Source organism: Streptomyces cucumeris (assembly GCF_024295805.1).
Taxonomy (GTDB): domain Bacteria; phylum Actinomycetota; class Actinomycetes; order Streptomycetales; family Streptomycetaceae; genus Streptomyces; species Streptomyces cucumeris.
On sequence record NZ_JANCLX010000027.1, the window covers coordinates 47,808 to 64,265 of the forward strand.

At 71.3% G+C, this 16,458-nt stretch carries 16 protein-coding genes; 8 read left to right on the forward strand and 8 right to left on the reverse strand.

Annotated features, from left to right (window positions below; all coding sequences use genetic code 11):
• Nucleotides 1-29 precede the first annotated feature (29 nt).
• The 3 genes from NMK44_RS30515 to NMK44_RS30525 all read left to right on the forward strand — a co-directional run bounded on the left by NMK44_RS30515 (nucleotide 30) and on the right by NMK44_RS30525 (nucleotide 3,551).
• On the forward strand, nucleotides 30-989 hold the full coding sequence (locus NMK44_RS30515; protein ID WP_254749240.1) for an FkbM family methyltransferase: 960 nt from the start codon (nucleotides 30-32) through the stop codon (nucleotides 987-989).
• Nucleotides 990-1,174: 185 nt separating this feature from the next.
• The gene (locus NMK44_RS30520; RefSeq protein WP_254749242.1) at nucleotides 1,175-1,732 is read left to right on the forward strand and encodes a PadR family transcriptional regulator; all 558 of its coding nucleotides are present in this window, start codon (nucleotides 1,175-1,177) and stop codon (nucleotides 1,730-1,732) included.
• 94 nt (nucleotides 1,733-1,826) lie between these two features.
• On the forward strand, nucleotides 1,827-3,551 hold the full coding sequence (locus NMK44_RS30525; protein ID WP_254749244.1) for an acyl-CoA dehydrogenase family protein: 1,725 nt from the start codon (nucleotides 1,827-1,829) through the stop codon (nucleotides 3,549-3,551).
• Between the two features lie 99 nt (nucleotides 3,552-3,650).
• On the opposite strand, the gene NMK44_RS30530 is transcribed toward NMK44_RS30525, so the two are convergent.
• Nucleotides 3,651-5,192, reverse strand: a complete 1,542-nt coding sequence (locus NMK44_RS30530) for a hypothetical protein (protein ID WP_254749246.1) — start codon at nucleotides 5,190-5,192, stop codon at nucleotides 3,651-3,653.
• A 183-nt stretch (nucleotides 5,193-5,375) separates the two neighbouring features.
• Here NMK44_RS30530 and NMK44_RS30535 point away from each other — a divergent pair, with 183 nt between their 5' ends.
• Nucleotides 5,376-6,629 carry a helix-turn-helix domain-containing protein gene (locus tag NMK44_RS30535; RefSeq protein ID WP_254749248.1) on the forward strand — a complete coding sequence of 418 codons (1,254 nt, stop codon included), beginning with the start codon at nucleotides 5,376-5,378 and terminating at the stop codon, nucleotides 6,627-6,629.
• Nucleotides 6,630-6,645: 16 nt separating this feature from the next.
• Here NMK44_RS30535 and NMK44_RS30540 read toward each other — a convergent pair whose 3' ends face one another.
• From NMK44_RS30540 to NMK44_RS30550, 3 genes are all read right to left on the reverse strand, one after another.
• Entirely contained in the window at nucleotides 6,646-7,446 is an 801-nt protein-coding gene (locus tag NMK44_RS30540) for a nucleotidyltransferase domain-containing protein (RefSeq protein ID WP_254749250.1), read from the reverse strand.
• The gene (locus NMK44_RS30545) at nucleotides 7,443-7,985 is read right to left on the reverse strand and encodes a MarR family winged helix-turn-helix transcriptional regulator (protein ID WP_254749252.1); all 543 of its coding nucleotides are present in this window, start codon (nucleotides 7,983-7,985) and stop codon (nucleotides 7,443-7,445) included. Before NMK44_RS30545 ends, NMK44_RS30540 begins: the two co-directional genes overlap by 4 nt.
• Nucleotides 7,986-8,066: 81 nt before the next feature.
• Complete coding sequence (locus NMK44_RS30550) at nucleotides 8,067-9,674, reverse strand: ABC-F family ATP-binding cassette domain-containing protein (protein ID WP_254749254.1); 1,608 nt, start codon at nucleotides 9,672-9,674, stop codon at nucleotides 8,067-8,069.
• 232 nt (nucleotides 9,675-9,906) lie between these two features.
• Between NMK44_RS30550 and NMK44_RS30555 the strand changes: the two genes are divergently transcribed.
• Entirely contained in the window at nucleotides 9,907-10,737 is an 831-nt protein-coding gene (locus NMK44_RS30555) for a methyltransferase domain-containing protein (protein WP_254749256.1), read from the forward strand.
• On the opposite strand, the gene NMK44_RS30560 is transcribed toward NMK44_RS30555, so the two are convergent.
• Nucleotides 10,734-11,234 (reverse strand): hypothetical protein, encoded by a 501-nt coding sequence (locus NMK44_RS30560; protein ID WP_254749258.1) that lies wholly within the window; start codon nucleotides 11,232-11,234, stop codon nucleotides 10,734-10,736. The two genes, NMK44_RS30555 and NMK44_RS30560, sit on opposite strands and share 4 nt — an antisense overlap.
• Nucleotides 11,235-11,314: 80 nt before the next feature.
• Between NMK44_RS30560 and NMK44_RS30565 the strand changes: the two genes are divergently transcribed.
• Nucleotides 11,315-11,554: a hypothetical protein gene (locus NMK44_RS30565; RefSeq protein ID WP_254749260.1), complete on the forward strand. Its 240-nt coding sequence runs from the start codon at nucleotides 11,315-11,317 to the stop codon at nucleotides 11,552-11,554.
• 10 nt (nucleotides 11,555-11,564) lie between these two features.
• Here the strand turns inward: NMK44_RS30565 and NMK44_RS30570 are convergent, their stop codons facing one another.
• Together NMK44_RS30570 and NMK44_RS30575 are read right to left on the reverse strand one after the other, a co-directional pair.
• Entirely contained in the window at nucleotides 11,565-12,035 is a 471-nt protein-coding gene (locus NMK44_RS30570; protein ID WP_254749262.1) for a hypothetical protein, read from the reverse strand.
• A gap of 160 nt (nucleotides 12,036-12,195) precedes the next feature.
• On the reverse strand, nucleotides 12,196-13,572 hold the full coding sequence (locus NMK44_RS30575; RefSeq protein ID WP_254749264.1) for a hypothetical protein: 1,377 nt from the start codon (nucleotides 13,570-13,572) through the stop codon (nucleotides 12,196-12,198).
• A 269-nt stretch (nucleotides 13,573-13,841) separates the two neighbouring features.
• Between NMK44_RS30575 and NMK44_RS30580 the strand changes: the two genes are divergently transcribed.
• On the forward strand, nucleotides 13,842-14,492 hold the full coding sequence (locus NMK44_RS30580; protein WP_254749266.1) for a hypothetical protein: 651 nt from the start codon (nucleotides 13,842-13,844) through the stop codon (nucleotides 14,490-14,492).
• Between the two features lie 365 nt (nucleotides 14,493-14,857).
• Nucleotides 14,858-15,811, forward strand: coding sequence for an AraC-like ligand-binding domain-containing protein (locus tag NMK44_RS30585; RefSeq protein WP_254749268.1), 954 nt, complete (start codon nucleotides 14,858-14,860; stop codon nucleotides 15,809-15,811).
• A gap of 24 nt (nucleotides 15,812-15,835) precedes the next feature.
• On the opposite strand, the gene NMK44_RS30590 is transcribed toward NMK44_RS30585, so the two are convergent.
• Nucleotides 15,836-16,429 (reverse strand): TetR/AcrR family transcriptional regulator, encoded by a 594-nt coding sequence (locus NMK44_RS30590; protein ID WP_308358625.1) that lies wholly within the window; start codon nucleotides 16,427-16,429, stop codon nucleotides 15,836-15,838.
• Nucleotides 16,430-16,458 lie beyond the last annotated feature (29 nt).

Below are 16,458 nucleotides of genomic sequence, written 5' to 3' on the forward strand. Positions count from 1 at the left end.
TGAGGACCCTTTACAGAAGCCTGCTCCGTATGCTTCCCCGGTTCGGGGTACAGGTGCTCGATCTCGGCGCCGGTACGGCGGTGCTGTCCCGGCGGGGTGAACGCACCCGTGTCCGCGTGGGCCGGGAGGCCGATCTGGTGATCCGCGGCGAGGGCCCGTACACCGCGGCGCGGATGCGCCAGGGTGTGTGGGTGGTCGCCCGCGGCCGTGGCGATCCGGCCGCCACCTGGAAGTCCGTCCCGCTCGGCAACACCGGGGCCCAGCTCCTCCTCGACGGGAGCGGCACGTCCGACGAACGCTCGCTCCAGCTGGCGGCGGCCACCTTCCTGTGCGCCCACCACGTGGCCGGGCTGCTGGAGCACTACGGGGTGAACTGCGTCTTCGACGTCGGGGCCAACGCCGGTCAGTACGCGAAGCGGCTGCGCGGGCTCGGCTATACGGGCAGAATCGTTTCCTTCGAGCCCACCGAGGACGCGTTCGCCAAACTGCGGCAGGCCGCGGATCCCGATCCCGAATGGTGGGTGTACCCGTTCGGCCTCGGGCGCGAGGACGCCACGCACTCCATCCACGTGGACTGGAACACCATGAACTCGCTGCTCCCGCCCAGCGAGTACGGCAAGGGCCGCTACCGCCGGTTCGCCAGGACCCGCACCGAGGAGATCGAGCTCCGCAGGCTGGACGGTGTGATGGACAAGGCGCTGGCCGGTCTGGCCGAGCCCCGGCCCTATCTGAAGATGGACACCCAGGGGTACGACCTGGAGGTGTTCGCGGGCGCCGGGGACCGGGCGGGTGAGTTCGTGGGGATGCAGTCCGAGGTGGCGGCGCTGCCGCTGTACGAGGGGAGCCCCCGGATGGCCGAGGCGATCGCCGTGTACGAGGAGAGCGGTTTCGAGATCACCGGTATGTATCCGGTGACCCGGGAGGCGACGACGGGCCGGGTGGTGGAGTTCGACTGCGTGATGATGCGCGCGGCCGCCGCCCCGAGCTGATCCACAAGACACGGCCTGGGGCGGCGGCGCCTCCCCGCATCCTGAGGACGACGGCTGACAGGGCCCCGGACCGGCGGACGGTCCGGGGCCCTCTGCGTTCCCGCGGCCGCCCGGCGAGGGTGAACCATGCCTCACTCCGGAGGGCGTCCTTGCTATGCATCGAGTTGCATAGCAGGATCATGGCCATGGCGCTCGAACACGCGATCCTCGTTTCCCTGCTCGAGAAGGCCGGATCCGGCTATGAGCTGGCCCGGCGGTTCGAGCGGTCCATCGGCTACTTCTGGACCGCCAGCCACCAGCAGATCTACCGCGTGCTCAAGCGCATGGAGAGCGACGGCTGGATCGAGGCCCGCGAGGTGCAGCAGCAGGCCCGGCCGGACAAGAAGGAGTACTCCGTCGCCGGGCCCGGCCGTGCCGCCCTGTCCGAGTGGCTGCACGAACCGGTCGAACCCGAGAGCGTGCGGCATGACCTCGCCGTGAAGATCCGCGGCGCGGCCTTCGACGATCCCGCGGCGCTGATCAGCGAGGTCGAGCGGCACCGCCGGGCGCACCGCGACCGGCTCGACCGCTATCTGGCCGGTGAGGAACGGGACTTCACCGGCCCCGAGGCCCCCGTCGAGCTCAGCGACGGGGAGTCGCTCCAGCACGTCGTGCTGCGCGGCGGCATCGCCTACGAGCGGATGACGCTCGCCTGGCTGGACGACGTCCTGGACACGCTCCACCGGCTCCGACCCGAGAGCTGAACCCCGGCGCCACGAGCGGCTCACACCGCACCCCGGCGCGCCCCCGTACCTCCACCACCCACCCCACCACTGCGAGCAGGAAAGGCGACCCTCCGTGGCCGACGCACTGCTGTTCAACCCGCGCACCTACGACCCGGCGCACTTCGACCCCGAGACGCGCCGACTGCTGCGCGCCACCGTCGACTGGTTCGAGGACCGCGGCAAGCCCCAGCTGATCGAGGACTACCGCACCCGCGCCTGGCTGGCGGACTTCCTGGCGTTCTCCGCCAAGGAAGGACTCTTCGCCACCTTCCTCACCCCGGCCTCGGCCGCCACCCCCGAGGAGGGGGACAAGCGCTGGGACACCGCCCGGATAGCCGCCCTCAACGAGATCTTCGGCTTCTACGGGCTGGACTACTGGTACGCCTGGCAGGTCACCATCCTCGGACTCGGCCCCGTCTGGCAGAGCGACAACGCCACCGCCCGCGCCCGGGCCGCCGAACTCCTCGCCCAGGGCGAGGTGTTCGCCTTCGGCCTGTCCGAGAAGGCCCACGGCGCCGACATCTACTCCACCGACATGCTGCTGGAGCCGGACGGCGAGGGCGGTTTCCTGGCCAGCGGCTCCAAGTACTACATCGGCAACGGCAACGCCGCCGGACTCGTCTCCGTCTTCGGCCGGCGCACCGACGTCGAGGGCCCCGACGGCTATGTCTTCTTCGCCGCCGACAGCCGCCACCCGGCGTACCACCTGGTGAAGAACGTGGTCGACTCCTCCAAGTACGTCAGCGAGTTCCGGCTGGAGAACTACCCGGTCGGCGCCGATGACGTACTGCACACCGGCCGTGCCGCCTTCGACGCCGCGCTCAACACCGTCAACGTCGGCAAGTTCAACCTCTGCACCGCCTCGGTCGGCATCTGCGAGCACGCGATGTACGAGGCCGTCACCCACGCCCAGAACCGCATCCTCTACGGCCGCCCCGTCACCGCCTTCCCGCACGTACGCCGGGAGCTGGCCGACGCCTACGTCCGGCTGGTCGGGATGAAGCTGTTCAGCGACCGCGCCGTCGACTACTTCCGCACCGCGGGCCCCGACGACCGCCGCTACCTTCTCTTCAACCCCATGACGAAGATGAAGGTGACCACCGAGGGCGAGAAGGTCATCGACCTGATGTGGGACGTCATCGCCGCGAAGGGCTTCGAGAAGGACACCTACTTCTCCCAGGCCGCCACCGAGATCCGCGGGCTGCCCAAGCTGGAGGGCACCGTCCATGTCAACCTCGCCCTGATCCTGAAGTTCATGGGCAACCACCTGCTGGCCCCGGCCGAGTACGAGCCCGTGCCGACCCGCCTGGACGCGGCCGACGACGCGTTCCTCTTCCGCCAGGGACCGGCCCGCGGCCTGGGCGCCATCCGCTTCCACGACTGGCGTGCCCCCTACGACGCGTACGCCCACATCCCCAACGTCGCCCGTTTCCGCGAGCAGGCCGACGCCCTGTGCGAGTTCGTCACCACCGCCGCGCCCGGCGAGGACCAGAGCAAGGACCTGGACTTCCTCCTCGCCGTCGGCCAGCTCTTCGCGCTGGTGGTGTACGGCCAGCTGATCCTGGAGCAGGGGCGGCTGACCGGCGTCGAGGAGAACGTGCTCGACGAGCTGTTCGCGGTCTTCGTGCGCGACTTCTCCGCCTACGCCGTGGAACTGCACGGCAAGGACTCCGCCACGGCGGAGCAGCAGAACTGGGCCCTGGGCGCGGTCCGGCGCCCGGTGGTGGACGAGGCCCGCTCGGCCCGCGTCTGGGAGCGGGTCGAGGCGTTGTCCGGGACCTACGAGATGGCTCCCTGACCGGGGCCATACGGCTTCCCTGACGAACGGCCAAGGCCGCCCGCACCGGTAGTACCGGTGCGGGCGGCCTTCGGCCGGACGGGGCGCGGGATCCGGGGATCAGACCCGGCCCGCGGGCAGCTTCCCGCGCCCGAACAGCTTCCGTTCACCGTGGAGGGCGAACGGTGTGGTCCGCAGATCGGCGATCCGTATCCCGAAGATCTTCAACTGGAGCATCAGCTCGGTCTTCAGGTCGTAGCCCGCGCTCAGCGCCCACGCCGGAGCGCCGCCACCGGTGCCCGCCGCGGCGCGTCCGGTGAGATACACCGACAGGTCCCCGCCCACACCGGCGGTGTCGTACAGGAACACCTCGGCGTGTGCGCCGACACGGGCCGTCGCGGTGGCCGCGCCCTGGACCCGGGGAGTACCGCCCTTGGTCCGCTGATCCGCCTCGCGCAGCGCGCGCCAGCCGTTCTCCCGGTCGTACCGGGCGCCCACGGCGAACGAGCCGGTGGTGCGCTGGTCGGCGTCGAGCACGATGCGGCCGCCGGCGGTGAAGCGGTAGTTGAACGTCACCTCGGTGCTCACCACGACCGGAATCGGGCCCACCCAGAAGACATGACGGCCGGTCACCGCCGCCAGCGGCACCGAGGCCTTGCCGGTGTCCGCGGTGCCCCGTACCTTTCCGTGCACCTGCCAGCCGTAGCTGTAGGAGCCGCCGAGGCCGACGGCCGCCCGCTGCGGCAGCAGACTGAGCCCGCCGCGCCGGTCGTACTGGAAGATCAGCTCGGGCCGGAAGGTGATGTCCCCGGCCAGCCGGGCGGGCGACCTGTCGGTTGCCTGCACCCCCTTGGGCAGGGGCACGTTGACGCCCAGGCGCAGGGCGCCCAGCCCCTTCGCCGCGGCGGACGGAAGGGGTCCGTGCGGGGCGGTGCGGGCCGCGCGGGAACCGAGCTGGGTGTGTGCGCCGCTGTCGGAGGCCGACGGGGCCGGGGTCGGTGAGGCATCACCGGCCGGGACCTCGCTCGCACCGGCGGACGGCGTCGGGCTCGTCCCCTGCGACGGCGCCGTGGCACCGCCACCGTCCTCCGCGCCGGGGCCGCCGCCCTCGGACGGCTTGCGCACGGTGACACCGGAGGAGAGCGGTTTGACGCTGAGCTCATCGCCGCGCAACGCCGTGCGGCGGTTCACCTTCTGATCGCCGAGCAGCTCCGAGAGGGTGGCGGGCGCGGTGGTGACCCGCACCTCGCCGTCCTGCGAGCCGGTGACGGTGCGCACCTTGAACAGCGCGCCCGCCGGGGCCTTCCGGCTCGGCGCCGCGGCGATGACGTCGCCCGAGCGTACGGACTTGCCACCGGATGCCTTGAGCACCGCCCGCTTCCCGGCGGCGTCGTACGACGACAGCTTCACGGCGACCGACCGGTTCGGACCGGTGGGCGTCCCCGAGGGCTTGGCGACCACGGCACCGCCCTCCGATGCGGCGGCCGCGTCATCGGCACCGGACACGGTGTCCGGGCCGGGGGAGCCGGTGGCTCGTGTCCCGGACGCGCCGGGGCCGGAGTCCGGGGAGTCCGAGAGGAGCGAGTAACCGCCGAGGGCGGCGGGGACCAGCACGCCGAGAGCGGCGGCGGGCACCGCGATGCGGCGCCAGGAAACAGCCATGGGAGTCCTTGGGGATGACCGATGAGGGGACGGCAGGGCCGCGGACCACACCCCCGGCGGATCCTGACAACCCGGAAGTTATCCAAGATCGAACATCTGTAGGGGTTCGGGCGGCTTCCTCGTAGCATGGCGGCGAATGATCACTTCTGCCATGGAGAAAGACACCGACTCGGGAGGGGACGGGTGGAGGGTTCCACAACGGTGCCGGAGGCCGTCGCCGCGCTGCACGCCCGGATCGGCGCGCTCACCGACGAGGTCATCGCCGCCCTCCGCGGCCAACTCCCCTCCTATGCCGCGCTTCCGCCGGAGGGCATCCGGCCGCGGGTGACCATGGCGATCCGCAACGGCCTGGCGGTGGTGCAGCGCTGGGCCGACGAGGAGCAGCGGTCACCGCGGGGCGGGGTGCGCGACGGCGGCCGGTCCCACGACCTCCCCGCCGGATACCTGGACGAGGTCGCCGCCCTGGCCCGGGTGCTTCCGGTGGAGGACGTGCTCTCGGCGTACCGCATCGGATCGGACGTCGTCTGGCGGTGTTTCGGGGAGGAGATGGCGGCCCGGCACGCCACCGCCGAGGAACTGCTGCCGATCGCGGAGACATTGCGGGCCTGGGCCAGCGCCACCACACTGCGCATCGTCCGCAGCTGCCACACCGCGGCCCGGCGGGACATCACCACCGACCGGCGGAACTCCGCCCTGGTCCGGGCCCTGCTCCTGGGCGAGGCGCGCTGGGACGATCCGGATGACCCGGACGCCGTGGACGGCCAGGGCACCGACGGGACGACCTGTGACCGGAGCGCACTGCGCCTGCCGTTCCGCGCACGCCTGCCCGTCTCCGGCTCCGGGCGCCCCGCCCCCGCGGCCGCCTCCGAGCACGAGGTCCTGGCCCGCGCGGTCGAACTGCTGGGTCCCTGGCTCGCGCGTGACGCAGTCGGCGGCCCCCTGGTGACGACCGTCGACGGGGACGCCGCCGGGCTGCTGACCGCGCGCCCCGACGGACTGTGCCGGGGCCTGGTGGTGGGCGTGGGCGCCCCGGCCGCCCGTACCGCCCTCGCCACCGAGTTCACCCGTGCCACCCAGGCGCTGCGCGCCGCGGTCGACTCCGGCTTCGTGGGGACCTTCACCCGCGAGGAACTGGGCCTGCGGGCCACGGTCGTGGCGATGCCCGCGATCGGCGCCCAGCTGGTGGGACTCCGGCTGGAACCACTGGCCGAACGCGGCGAGGACGGCGCCCAGTTGGAGGAGGCGGCGGCCGCTTACCTCCGTCAGGGCATGCGCCTGGAGGCCGCCGCCCGCAGCCTCTACGTCCACCCCAACACCCTGCGCAACCGGCTCCGGCGGTTCGAGGAGCTCACCGGAACCCATCTGCGCGATCCGGCCGACCTGGCCGAGGTGTGGTGGGCGCTGGCCCACCGCCGCATCCACGGCCCGGCGGACTGATCCCCCGGCGCGGCGGTCAGGCCCCGGCCGCCCGCGCCGCCTCTTCGACGCGTTCCCGGACCCAGCCCAGAAAGGCCCGGACATCGGCGTCCGGGAGGGCGACCGCGAAGGCGCGGGGGCGTTCGAAGCTGTGCACCGCGGCGTCGACCAGTGGCCGGAACCGCTCCTCGGCCGCGGCGATCTCCCGCGCCGCGGTGCGCTTGGCCACCCAGCGGCCGGTGCGGCAGAACACCACGGCCCGGCAGCCGTTGAGCACCCGGTTGTCCGCGAGGTGTCCCTCGCCGCCACTGTGCTCGACGACCGACGCGCGGACGGCGGCGAGCACGTCCCGGCGATCCGGTGTGGCGACCAGGTCCCGTGCGGGGCCGCCGAGGAGGGGGAGCCCGGTGTGGTGGGCGATGGACCGGTCGATGACGTACCAGAAGGCGAGGGACCGCGCCGGGTCGGTGTCGGCCCGGTCCGGCAGCGACGGGCCGGTGTTCAGATCGAGCAGATATCCCGCCTCCCCGGAGGGCCGACGGGCGAAGTCCGCTCCGTAGACGACCAGTTCCAGTCCGGCCGCGGGACAGGGCAGCGCGGGGTGGGCGAGGGTGTCGGCCAGGTCGTGCGGGGCCGAGCCGGGCAGGGACGGCTCCACCACGACCGTCAGATCGATGTCACTGCGTCCGTGCCGGTAGTCCCCGAGCGCCAGGGACCCGACCGCGAGGACACCGGCCAGGTGGTCCCCGCACACCGCGCGTGTGCGCCGGAGGAGCTCCTGAAGGTAGGAGTGGAGTTCGGTGGGGAGGGACCGCGGCGGTCCGGATGCCGGGGTCATCCGCCCGGCCGCTCCGTGTCCGGCTCGGCGGCCCGGGTGGCGGCCCGTACGAGGTTCTGCTCCAGACGTTCCAGGGTGGCGAGGGCGTCCGCGCGTTCGCCGTCCGAGAGACCGGCGGCCGAGATCTCCTCGAGTTGGCTCCAGACCCGCTCCACCTCCTGGCGCAGCGCGTGGCTGGCTGTCGTGGGCTCGATGAGCGAGGCGCGCTTGTCGGTGGGGGAGGGCCGGCGGCGCACGAAACCGGCCTGTTCCAGGCGGCGGACGGTGCGGGTCATGGTGGCGGCGTCGGAGTCCATCAGGCGCACCAGGTCGATCTGACGCTGGGGGCCCAGTTCCCAGAGGTGCATCATGACCAGCTCCTGGCCCGGATGGAGACCGATGCGGCGCAGCAGTTGTCCCGCGAACATGCGGTGCAGCCGGGCCAGCCGGAAGATCGCGTGGCTGATCGGTCCGCCGCCGGCCGCGCCGGGAACCGGCACGGTCGCTTCCCGTTCCGTCACCCCGGAACCCTGCCCGGCGTCAGGTGTGGACTGGGCCATCTCTTCCCCACTCTCCTGTCTGGACAGCCGAAACTGTACCCGTGAGCCGCCCGTGGCCGCGTCGATCGCGTGGCGCATCGGTCAGGCGAGGGTGACGAGGTCGCGGTAGTCCTCGCTCCACAGGTCCTCGTCCGCGTCCGGCAGGAGCAGGACGCGATCGGGCCGCAGCGCGTCGATGGCACCCTCGTCGTGAGTGACCATCACGATGGCGCCCGGGTAGGAGCCGACCGCGGTCAGGACCTCGGCCCGGGAAGCGGGATCGAGGTTGTTGGTCGGCTCGTCCAGCAGCAGGACGTTGGCCCCGGAGTGCACCAGAGAGGCCAGCGCCAGCCGTGCCTTCTCCCCGCCGGAAAGCACCCCCGCGGGCGTGTCGGCATCGTCCCCGGAGAACAGGAACGCGCCCAGCACCTGCCGCACTTCGCCCTCGGTGAGGTGCGGGGCGGCATCGGCCAGGTTGCGCAGGACGGATCGGTCCGGGCGCAGGGTGTCGTGTTCCTGCGCGAAATAGCCCAGCCGCAGCCCGTGCCCGTGCACCACATGTCCCGCGTCCGGCCGCTGCTCGCCCGCCAGGAGGCGCAGCAGTGTGGTCTTGCCCGCCCCGTTGAGCCCGAGGACGACCAGCCGGCTGCCCCGGTCCACGGCCAGATCGACCCCGGACAGGACCTGGTGCCCGCCATAGGATTTGGTCACACCGGCCGCGCCCAGCGGGATCCGTCCGCACGGCCGCGGTTCGGGCAGCCGGATCCTGGCGACCCGCTCCGTCCTGTGTGCCGGTTCCAGATCGGCCAGCATGCGATCGGCGCGCCGCGTCATGCTCCGGGCCATGACCGCGGTCGCCGAGCGGGCCTTCATCTTGTCCGCCTGCGCGTGCAGGGCGGCGGCCTTGCGCTCGGCTCCGGCCCGTTCCCGGGCACGCCGCCGTTCGTCCGCCTCCCGCTGGGTGAGATAGGCGCTCCAGCCCGTGTTGTGGATATCGATCGCCGCCCGCGTGGCGTCCAGGTGGAACACCCGGTTGACGACATCGGCGAGCAGCGAGGTGTCATGGCTGATCACCACGAGACCGCCCCGGTGGTTCAGGAGGAAGGCCCGCAGCCAGCCGACGGAGTCGGCGTCGAGGTGGTTGGTCGGCTCGTCCAGGAGCAGGGTGCCGCCGTCCTGGCCGGAGAGCAGGATCCGCGCCAGCTCCACCCGGCGCCGCTGGCCGCCGGACAGTGTGCCCACCGGCTCGCCCATGACCCGGTCGGGCAGCCCGAGACCGGCCGCGACCCGGGCGGCCCCGGCCTCCGCCGCATATCCGCCACCGGCCTCGAACGCGGCCTCGGCCCGTGCGTAGTCGTTCATCGCCCGCTCCAGCGCGGCGGGATCCTCGGCCCCGGCCATCGCGGCCTCCGCCGCGCGCAGCCGACGCAGTGCCCGGTCCAGACCCCGGGTGGACAGGATCCGGTCGGTGACGGTGACCGTCGGGTCGGCGGCCCGGGAGTCCTGGGCGAGAAGCCCGACCGGGCCGGTGTGCGTGATCGCCCCGCCAGCGGGGCGGGCCTGTCCCGCGAGGGCGGTCAGCAAGGTGGTCTTGCCCGCACCATTGCGGCCGACCAGACCGATGCGGTCGCCGGGCGAGACGGTGAAGGAGAGGCCGGACAGCAGCAGGCGGGCGCCCGCGCGCAGCTCGACATCACGAACGGCAATCATGGAAGAACGCTCCGAAACAGCGAAAGGACACACTTCTGGCGTGGAAGCGGGTCCTCGGCTAGGAAATTCGGGGCGTCGACATGGGGTCACCGTAACGGGCCGCCCGCGGCGACCGCATCCGATTTCTGCCGGGGGCCTGCGCACAAGCCCCCCGGGGCCGGTTCGCGGCGTGCGTGTGGAGGTATGACCGCACCGCCCCCGGCACACCGTCCGGCCGTGACATGATCGGATCATGGCCGAGGACACGGGATATCTGCTGGACAACCGCCAGGTCGAGGCGGGCACCCGCTTCGAGGCGCTGTCGGCCCTCTTCGACCCCTCGACGTTCCGGCACTTCGAGACGGTCGGTGTCGACGAGGGCTGGCAGTGCTGGGAGGTCGGGGCCGGCGGCCCCACGGTCCCCGGCTGGCTCGCCGGACGCGTCGGACCCGGCGGGCGGGTGCTCGCCACTGACATCGATGTGTCCTGGATCCGAGGGGCCACCGCCGAAGGAGTCGAGGTGCTCCGCCACGATGTCGCCCTCGACCCGCCCCCGCCCGGCCCCTTCGACCTGATCCACGCCCGCCTCGTCCTGGTCCACGTCACGGACCGCGACGCCGCGCTGCGCTCCATGGCCCGGGCGCTGCGTCCCGGTGGCTGGCTGCTGATCGAGGACGCCGACCCCGCTCTCCAGCCACATATCTGCCCCGACGAGTACGGCCCGGAGCAGGAGTTGGCCAACCGGCTGCGCCGCGGAGTCCGCCAGTTGCTCGAGGGACGGGGCGCCGACCTCGCGTACGGACGGAAACTGCCGCGCCTGCTGCGCGAGACCGGCCTCGTGGAGGTCGAGGCCGACGCCTACTTCCCGGTCGCCTCGCCCCACTTGGACGTCCTGGAGGCGGCCACCGTCCACCAGGTACGGGACAAGCTCATCGCCGCGGGTCTCGCCACGGACGAGGAGATCGAGCGACACCTCGCCCATATCGCGACAGGGCGGCTGGACCTCGCCACCGCACCGATGATCTCGGCCTGGGGCCGCCGGCCCCTCGAAGACGGCCCCGGCCGACGGCCCTCTGAGCGCTAGGGGCCGGTTGTGCCACGGATCGCCTCGGCGGCCGACCGGGCGAACCCCGCCACGGTGCGCGGGCAACGCCACCGGGACTCCGGATCGGGGTCCTCACCCTGCTCGTCGAGGTCGTCCCATGTGTACTCCGCGCCCCGGCCGAGCAGCGACAGCAGCACGGGGAAGAGCTCCAACCGCATATCCAGGTCGCCGTCGTCACAGGGATGACTCCCATGACCGCAGCCGAGGTCCGCCGCGGCCGGGTCCGAGGCGACGGCCAGCAGCGCGTCCACGGTCCGGTCCGCCACCGCGGAATCCGCCGCCCATGTCGCATGGCCGGACATCAGGACCAGGCCCAGCGTGAAGAACGCCGTCACATCCGGATCCCGGGGCACCGCGGCCCGCGCCCGGCCGAGCCGTTCCACACACCGCGACAAGGTCTCGTCGGGCTCCCCCGGGAAGTACCCCTCCCGTATCGAGTCCCAGTCCTCGATCAGCTGTTCCGCATCGGAGATCATGATCCGAACGACGATGGACCGGGCGTACCGGTTCCCCGTACGCCGGATCTTGCTGACAGAGTGAGGAGATGAACGCACGCATGAAGCAGAGGCAGTGCCCGGACTGCGGATCGACCGAGGTCTTCCCCATCGACCTCCACCGGAACCAGGGGGGAGCGATCTGGGTCATGCTCTGGGACACCTACGGGCGCAAGCGCATCGATCTCACCACACTCGCCTGTGCCGACTGCGGATTGATACGCCAGTACGCGGCCGACGACGCGAAGAGCCGCAATCACCTGGCACGGGCCCTGATCCGCCCCTCGGACGACCCCCGCTGAGCCGTCTTCGTCACAGGTCCACGCCGGACGCCAGACGCCGGCCCACGGCGTTGTAGACATTGACGGTCGCGTCCGACCTCGACTCCTTCCAGTCCGCGTACGCCCACGCCAGAGCGCTCGCCGGTGACTCGTCCACGCTCCCGTCCATGGCGTTGCCCGGCTGGGGGCTGTCGGTGAGATCCGTAGCGATATGGACGTCCCCGTCCTTACTGAAGATGATCCCGACAACGGCGGTGACATGTCGGGCGAGCTTCCTCTGCTCGGGCGTCCCCTTGGTGGCCAGACGGACACGGAACTCACGGGCCTGCTCCAGCGCCTCGTCATGATGGTCGATACGCGGCATGTCGGCTGTGGGGACCTCATCCTCGGCGGACGATCCGAAGGGCGTAAGCCCCGTTACCCCGAGGGCGAGGGCGACCGTCAACGCCACGAGCGCCGCCAGGGCAGCAGCCGTCCACGTCCGGAGTCTGTGCTGAGCCATTCGCGTTCCATTCCACTCATCGATGTCCGACGCAGCGCGAGTGTAGGAACGCCCTCACGGGCCGGCCGGAGTAGGCACTACTCAGCTGCGGGAGTCGAGCGACCGGGTTGCTTCGGTTGTCCGCGCCGCGATGAAGAGACGCTTGCGCTGGGCGCCGCCGCTACCCTCGCCCGGCGCGGGGCGCCACCCCCAGCCCCTTCAGCCGTTCGAAGTCGGCCGCGTCGATCTGTTCCAGAACCTTCAACTGGCGTTCCAGTGACTTGAGCTGGCGGCCGCTGTCCTCGTGGCGCCTGAGGGCGTCCGCGGTCGTGACGTGGAAGCGGGCGAGCGCGACCTTGAGGCTGCGGCTCTCCAGGATCATCCGGTAGATGGTCTCCTCCGCCAGGGCGTCCCGGACGGACCGGACCGGGCGGGTGAAGAACAGGGTGACGATCTGCCCCGCTCCCAGGGTTCCGATGATCGCGGGGGTCTGCCAGGTGACCCGGCCCGGCCACACGACCTGGACCACCGACAGCGCGAGCGCGATCAGCAGCAGAGCCGCGCCCAGGCCCAGCAGGAACGTACTGGCGAACCGGACCGTGCGCTGCGCCCGCCGGAGCCGTTCCGAGGTCTGGATGCGGTAGTCGCGCAGCCGGGCGTCCTCGTAGGAGAGGATGCCCTCCTTGTCCTGGATATAGGAGGCGTAGCCGGTGAACTCGGCCTCCCCGCCCCTGGTCAGGCGGCGGTCGTCATCGGGCCGGGAGCCGAGGAAACGGGCGAGCTCCGCCAGCCCGGTCATCACCTCGGCGCGCAGCACCCGTTCGCAGAAGTCCAGCGCCGACAGGTGCCGCTCCAGCGTGCGGCTCGCGGTGAGGGCGTCGGAGACGACGAGCTGGCGGACGTTGTAGCGCGAGCGGATACCGGTCAGCAGTAATTGGATCTTGATGTCGGTGAGCACACCGAGCACCACGACATGAGTCGTCTCCTCCCGGCCGTCCGCCAGCAGGCCGTCCAGCAGCGTCGCCAGGCGTGACGGCTGACGGGGCTCGGGGCGTCCGCCGGAGCTGTGCTGGAAGTCGAACAGCGTGTTGGACGTCAGGTGGTGGACGCGCAGCCTGCCGCCCCAGCCGTCCTCGCGAGGCGGCGGATCCAGCAACTCCGCGAGGCCGTCGACGTACTCGGCGCCCCAGGTGTTCGCCTCGCAGTGTGCGCCGTACTGCCTGCGTTCGAGATCGTACGCCTCACCCGGTACGTGCCAGTCGCGGATGTTGATCAGATGGAGCACTCCGTCCCCGTGGCCGCGGGTCCGGGAGCCGACCGTGGCCTGGAGGAAGCGGGCGAGCGGGGAGTGGTGGATCTGCCCGGCGGACAGGACCCTGCGGTGTCCCTCCGTCCGGAAGCCGGTCCCGTTCTCGCTGTCCAGCAGCAGCTTGGACGCGGCGCTCTCCGGCAGACACAACTGGCAGTCCAGGTTCAGGAAGAGGTCGTTCTGCAGACACTGCGTGATCAATATGTACTGCGGTGCGCTCTCGCCCGGGCGTTGTGCGCGCGGTTCCATGGTCCCCCCTCGGCCGTCACACGCGCATCGGCATCCGGGGGTGCGACGGTCGTCCCCCTCGACGCGTGCTCCAGCGTCCATCATGCGACTGTTGATGAGGAGGCGGAAGCATCTGACCGCTTCTGACACCAAACGACCGGATGAGTCAACGCCACCCGCCCCGGCCTCCTTGACCCCCGTCGTCAGGCGTTGGCCCTGACCGCGTCCGGCCCGGAGGCCCGGTGAGACCATCTCCACCACGATCTACGGGTACGAGGGGTTGGACTCATATGGCACGCCGGTCCGGGGCAAAGGCCAGAGACGCTCGGCGGGCACGGGAGGCGAAGCGGGCCGAGGACGCGCGGCTCACCGCGAAGCGGGCGGCGCCCGGCGGCGAGGGCACCAAGCACCGGGGGAGACTGCGCGGCAACCTGTGGCCGGTGGTGGGCGTACTGGCCTTGCTGACGGCCATCGGCGGATCGGTGCTGCTGGCTTCCTCGCAACTGTTGGAGGACATATGGCGTGACCTCGCCCCGCGGTGGCCCGGCGGCGGATACGGCTTCGCTGCCTCGGCCGGGTTCGTGCTCTTCCCCGCCGTGGCCGGAGTCGTCGTGGGGCTGGGCACTCTATCCGAGGACGTCAGGGGATGGCGGCGGAGCCGGAGGCCGCACCACATCGCCAGGGCGGCTGGTCACGGTGTGCTCGCGGCTGCGAGCGGCCTGCTGGGCGCCCTCGGCCTCGTGGTGGTGACGACGACGCTCAACGGGAAGGGAGGCGCCCGCTCGGACGGCCTCTCCGTCTTCCTGCGACGCGAGTACCCCTTCATCGGGTACGTGGCGCTGGGCGGCATCGTGGCCCTGCTCGCGGTCGCCGCGGTGACGGTCAAGCTCCGGGAACTGCTGCGGCGCCGGGCGAGCGGGTCCGGTACCGCGCGTCCGTAGCCGGTTCCGCAGCCATACGAAGAAGCCTCGCCCTGCGGCCGGTTCGCCACCTGACGCGGGTGCCCTCGACGCCGAGGCCGGTGTGGTGATCCGGCGGCTGCCGGACTGGGCCGGACTCCAGTTCCGCGAGCCTGACCCGTGAGGGGCCCGCCTCCTGCGCTGGGTCGACTCCCTCCAGGCTTCGGACGGAAACCACTGACCCGGCACACCGCAGCGGTGGGCCCCACACCAGGGGGATGGGCCATGGTGGGGTTAGTTCCGGTCATCCCCCGAGCTGAGGGACGAGCCGGCGTGAACCACGGAGACTCCCGTGTCAGCCTCCTGGGTGACAAAGGTCAGAACGGGGCGTGGCGAGGAGGGGCTCCATGCTGGGAGCGACGGTGTTCCGGACCGGTGACGTGGACCCGGTCGACAGATTCGACTGCTGGCGGGACCTGATGTCGAAAACCCTGTGCCCCATGGATATGGACAGCGAACACGTGGCAGCGTTCCAGGCGGAGACGAAGCTGCTGGAACTGGGGGCCGTCAGCGTGTGGCCGACCGTCGTCGAACCGATGAGCTGGCGCAGAACGCCCCGTCTGATACGTCACTCCGACCCGGAGTACTACCACCTCACCTTCCCGATCACGGGGTCGGTCGGTATCACCCAGGCGGGCCGGGAAGCCGTCCACGGGCCTCGTGAGATGTACGTGGTGGATACCTCGCAGCCGTTCCACTGCGTCACCAGCGCCCTGCACGCGGTGGGTCTGGAGGTTCCCAAGAGGCTGGTGCCCCTGCGCAAGGCAAAGGCCGACCTGCTGCTGACCCGGCGGCTGCCGGCGGACGAGGGCTACGGAAGCCTGCTGGCCCAACTGCTGGAGCAGTTGGCGATGAACAAGGGACCGTACGGCCCCGCCGACGCGCCCCGGCTGGGGGCGATCATCGTCGACCTACTGTCCTCGCTGTTGGCTCATGTCCTCGACCGGGACGCGTCCCTGTCCCAGGAGACCCGTCAGTGCACCCTGATGCTGCGCATCCGAGCCTTCATCGAGGCGAACCTGGCCGACCCCGGGCTGACGCCCCGTACTGTCGCGGAGGCGCATCACATCTCCCTGAGCTATCTGCACCGCCTGTTCGAGCAGGAGGAGGAGACGCTCGCCGCCGGAATCCGCCGCCGGCGCCTGGAACGCGCACGGCGTGACCTCGCCGACCCGGCTCAGAATGACACCCCCATCTACGCCCTCGCCATGCGCTGGGGCTTCCCTTGCGGTGGTGAGTTCAGCAGGGCCTTCCGCAGAACATACGGAGTCTCGCCGCGCGAGTTCCGTCAGCGGTGCTGACCCCGGCGCCGTGGCGCGGCGGCTTCATCGATGGAGGGCGATCAACCGCGCCAGATGCTTGCCCGCGATGTTCAGCGGCTCCTTGCTGCGCGACACCTGGGCGGCCAGTTCGGCGCCTTCCATGGTGCTGATCACGGTGTGGGCCAGATCGTGCGCGTCGCGTTCGCTCATACCGCTGGCACGGAGCTTGTCGTGGACGAGTCCCCGCCAGCGGGCGAACGCCTCCGCGGCGGCCGCCTGAATGTCCGGAGCACGGCCCGCCGTGCCGAGTGAGGTCGTGGTGATCGGGCAGCCGTCGATCCAGTCGGAGGCGCACAGGCCGTCGGCGAGGGTGCGGCACAGAGCGGTGATGGCCTGGGCCGGATCGTCCTCGTGGTCGAGAGCGGCGCGCAGCACATCGAAGAACTCCTGGTCGCCGTGGTGGATCGCGGCGACTGCCAACTCCTGTTTCCCTCCGGGGAAGAAGTGGTACACGGAGCCGAGCGTGGCCTGGGCCTCCTGGGCGATCTGTTTGATCCCTGTGCCGTCGTAGCCCTGCCGCTGCATCAGCGATGAGGCCGCCCGGACGATACGGGTGCGGGTGTCAGGTGTCGCCGCCGACTTCGTCTTCGTGCTCACGCGGATCAGCATAGCGAATAGAACGTTCA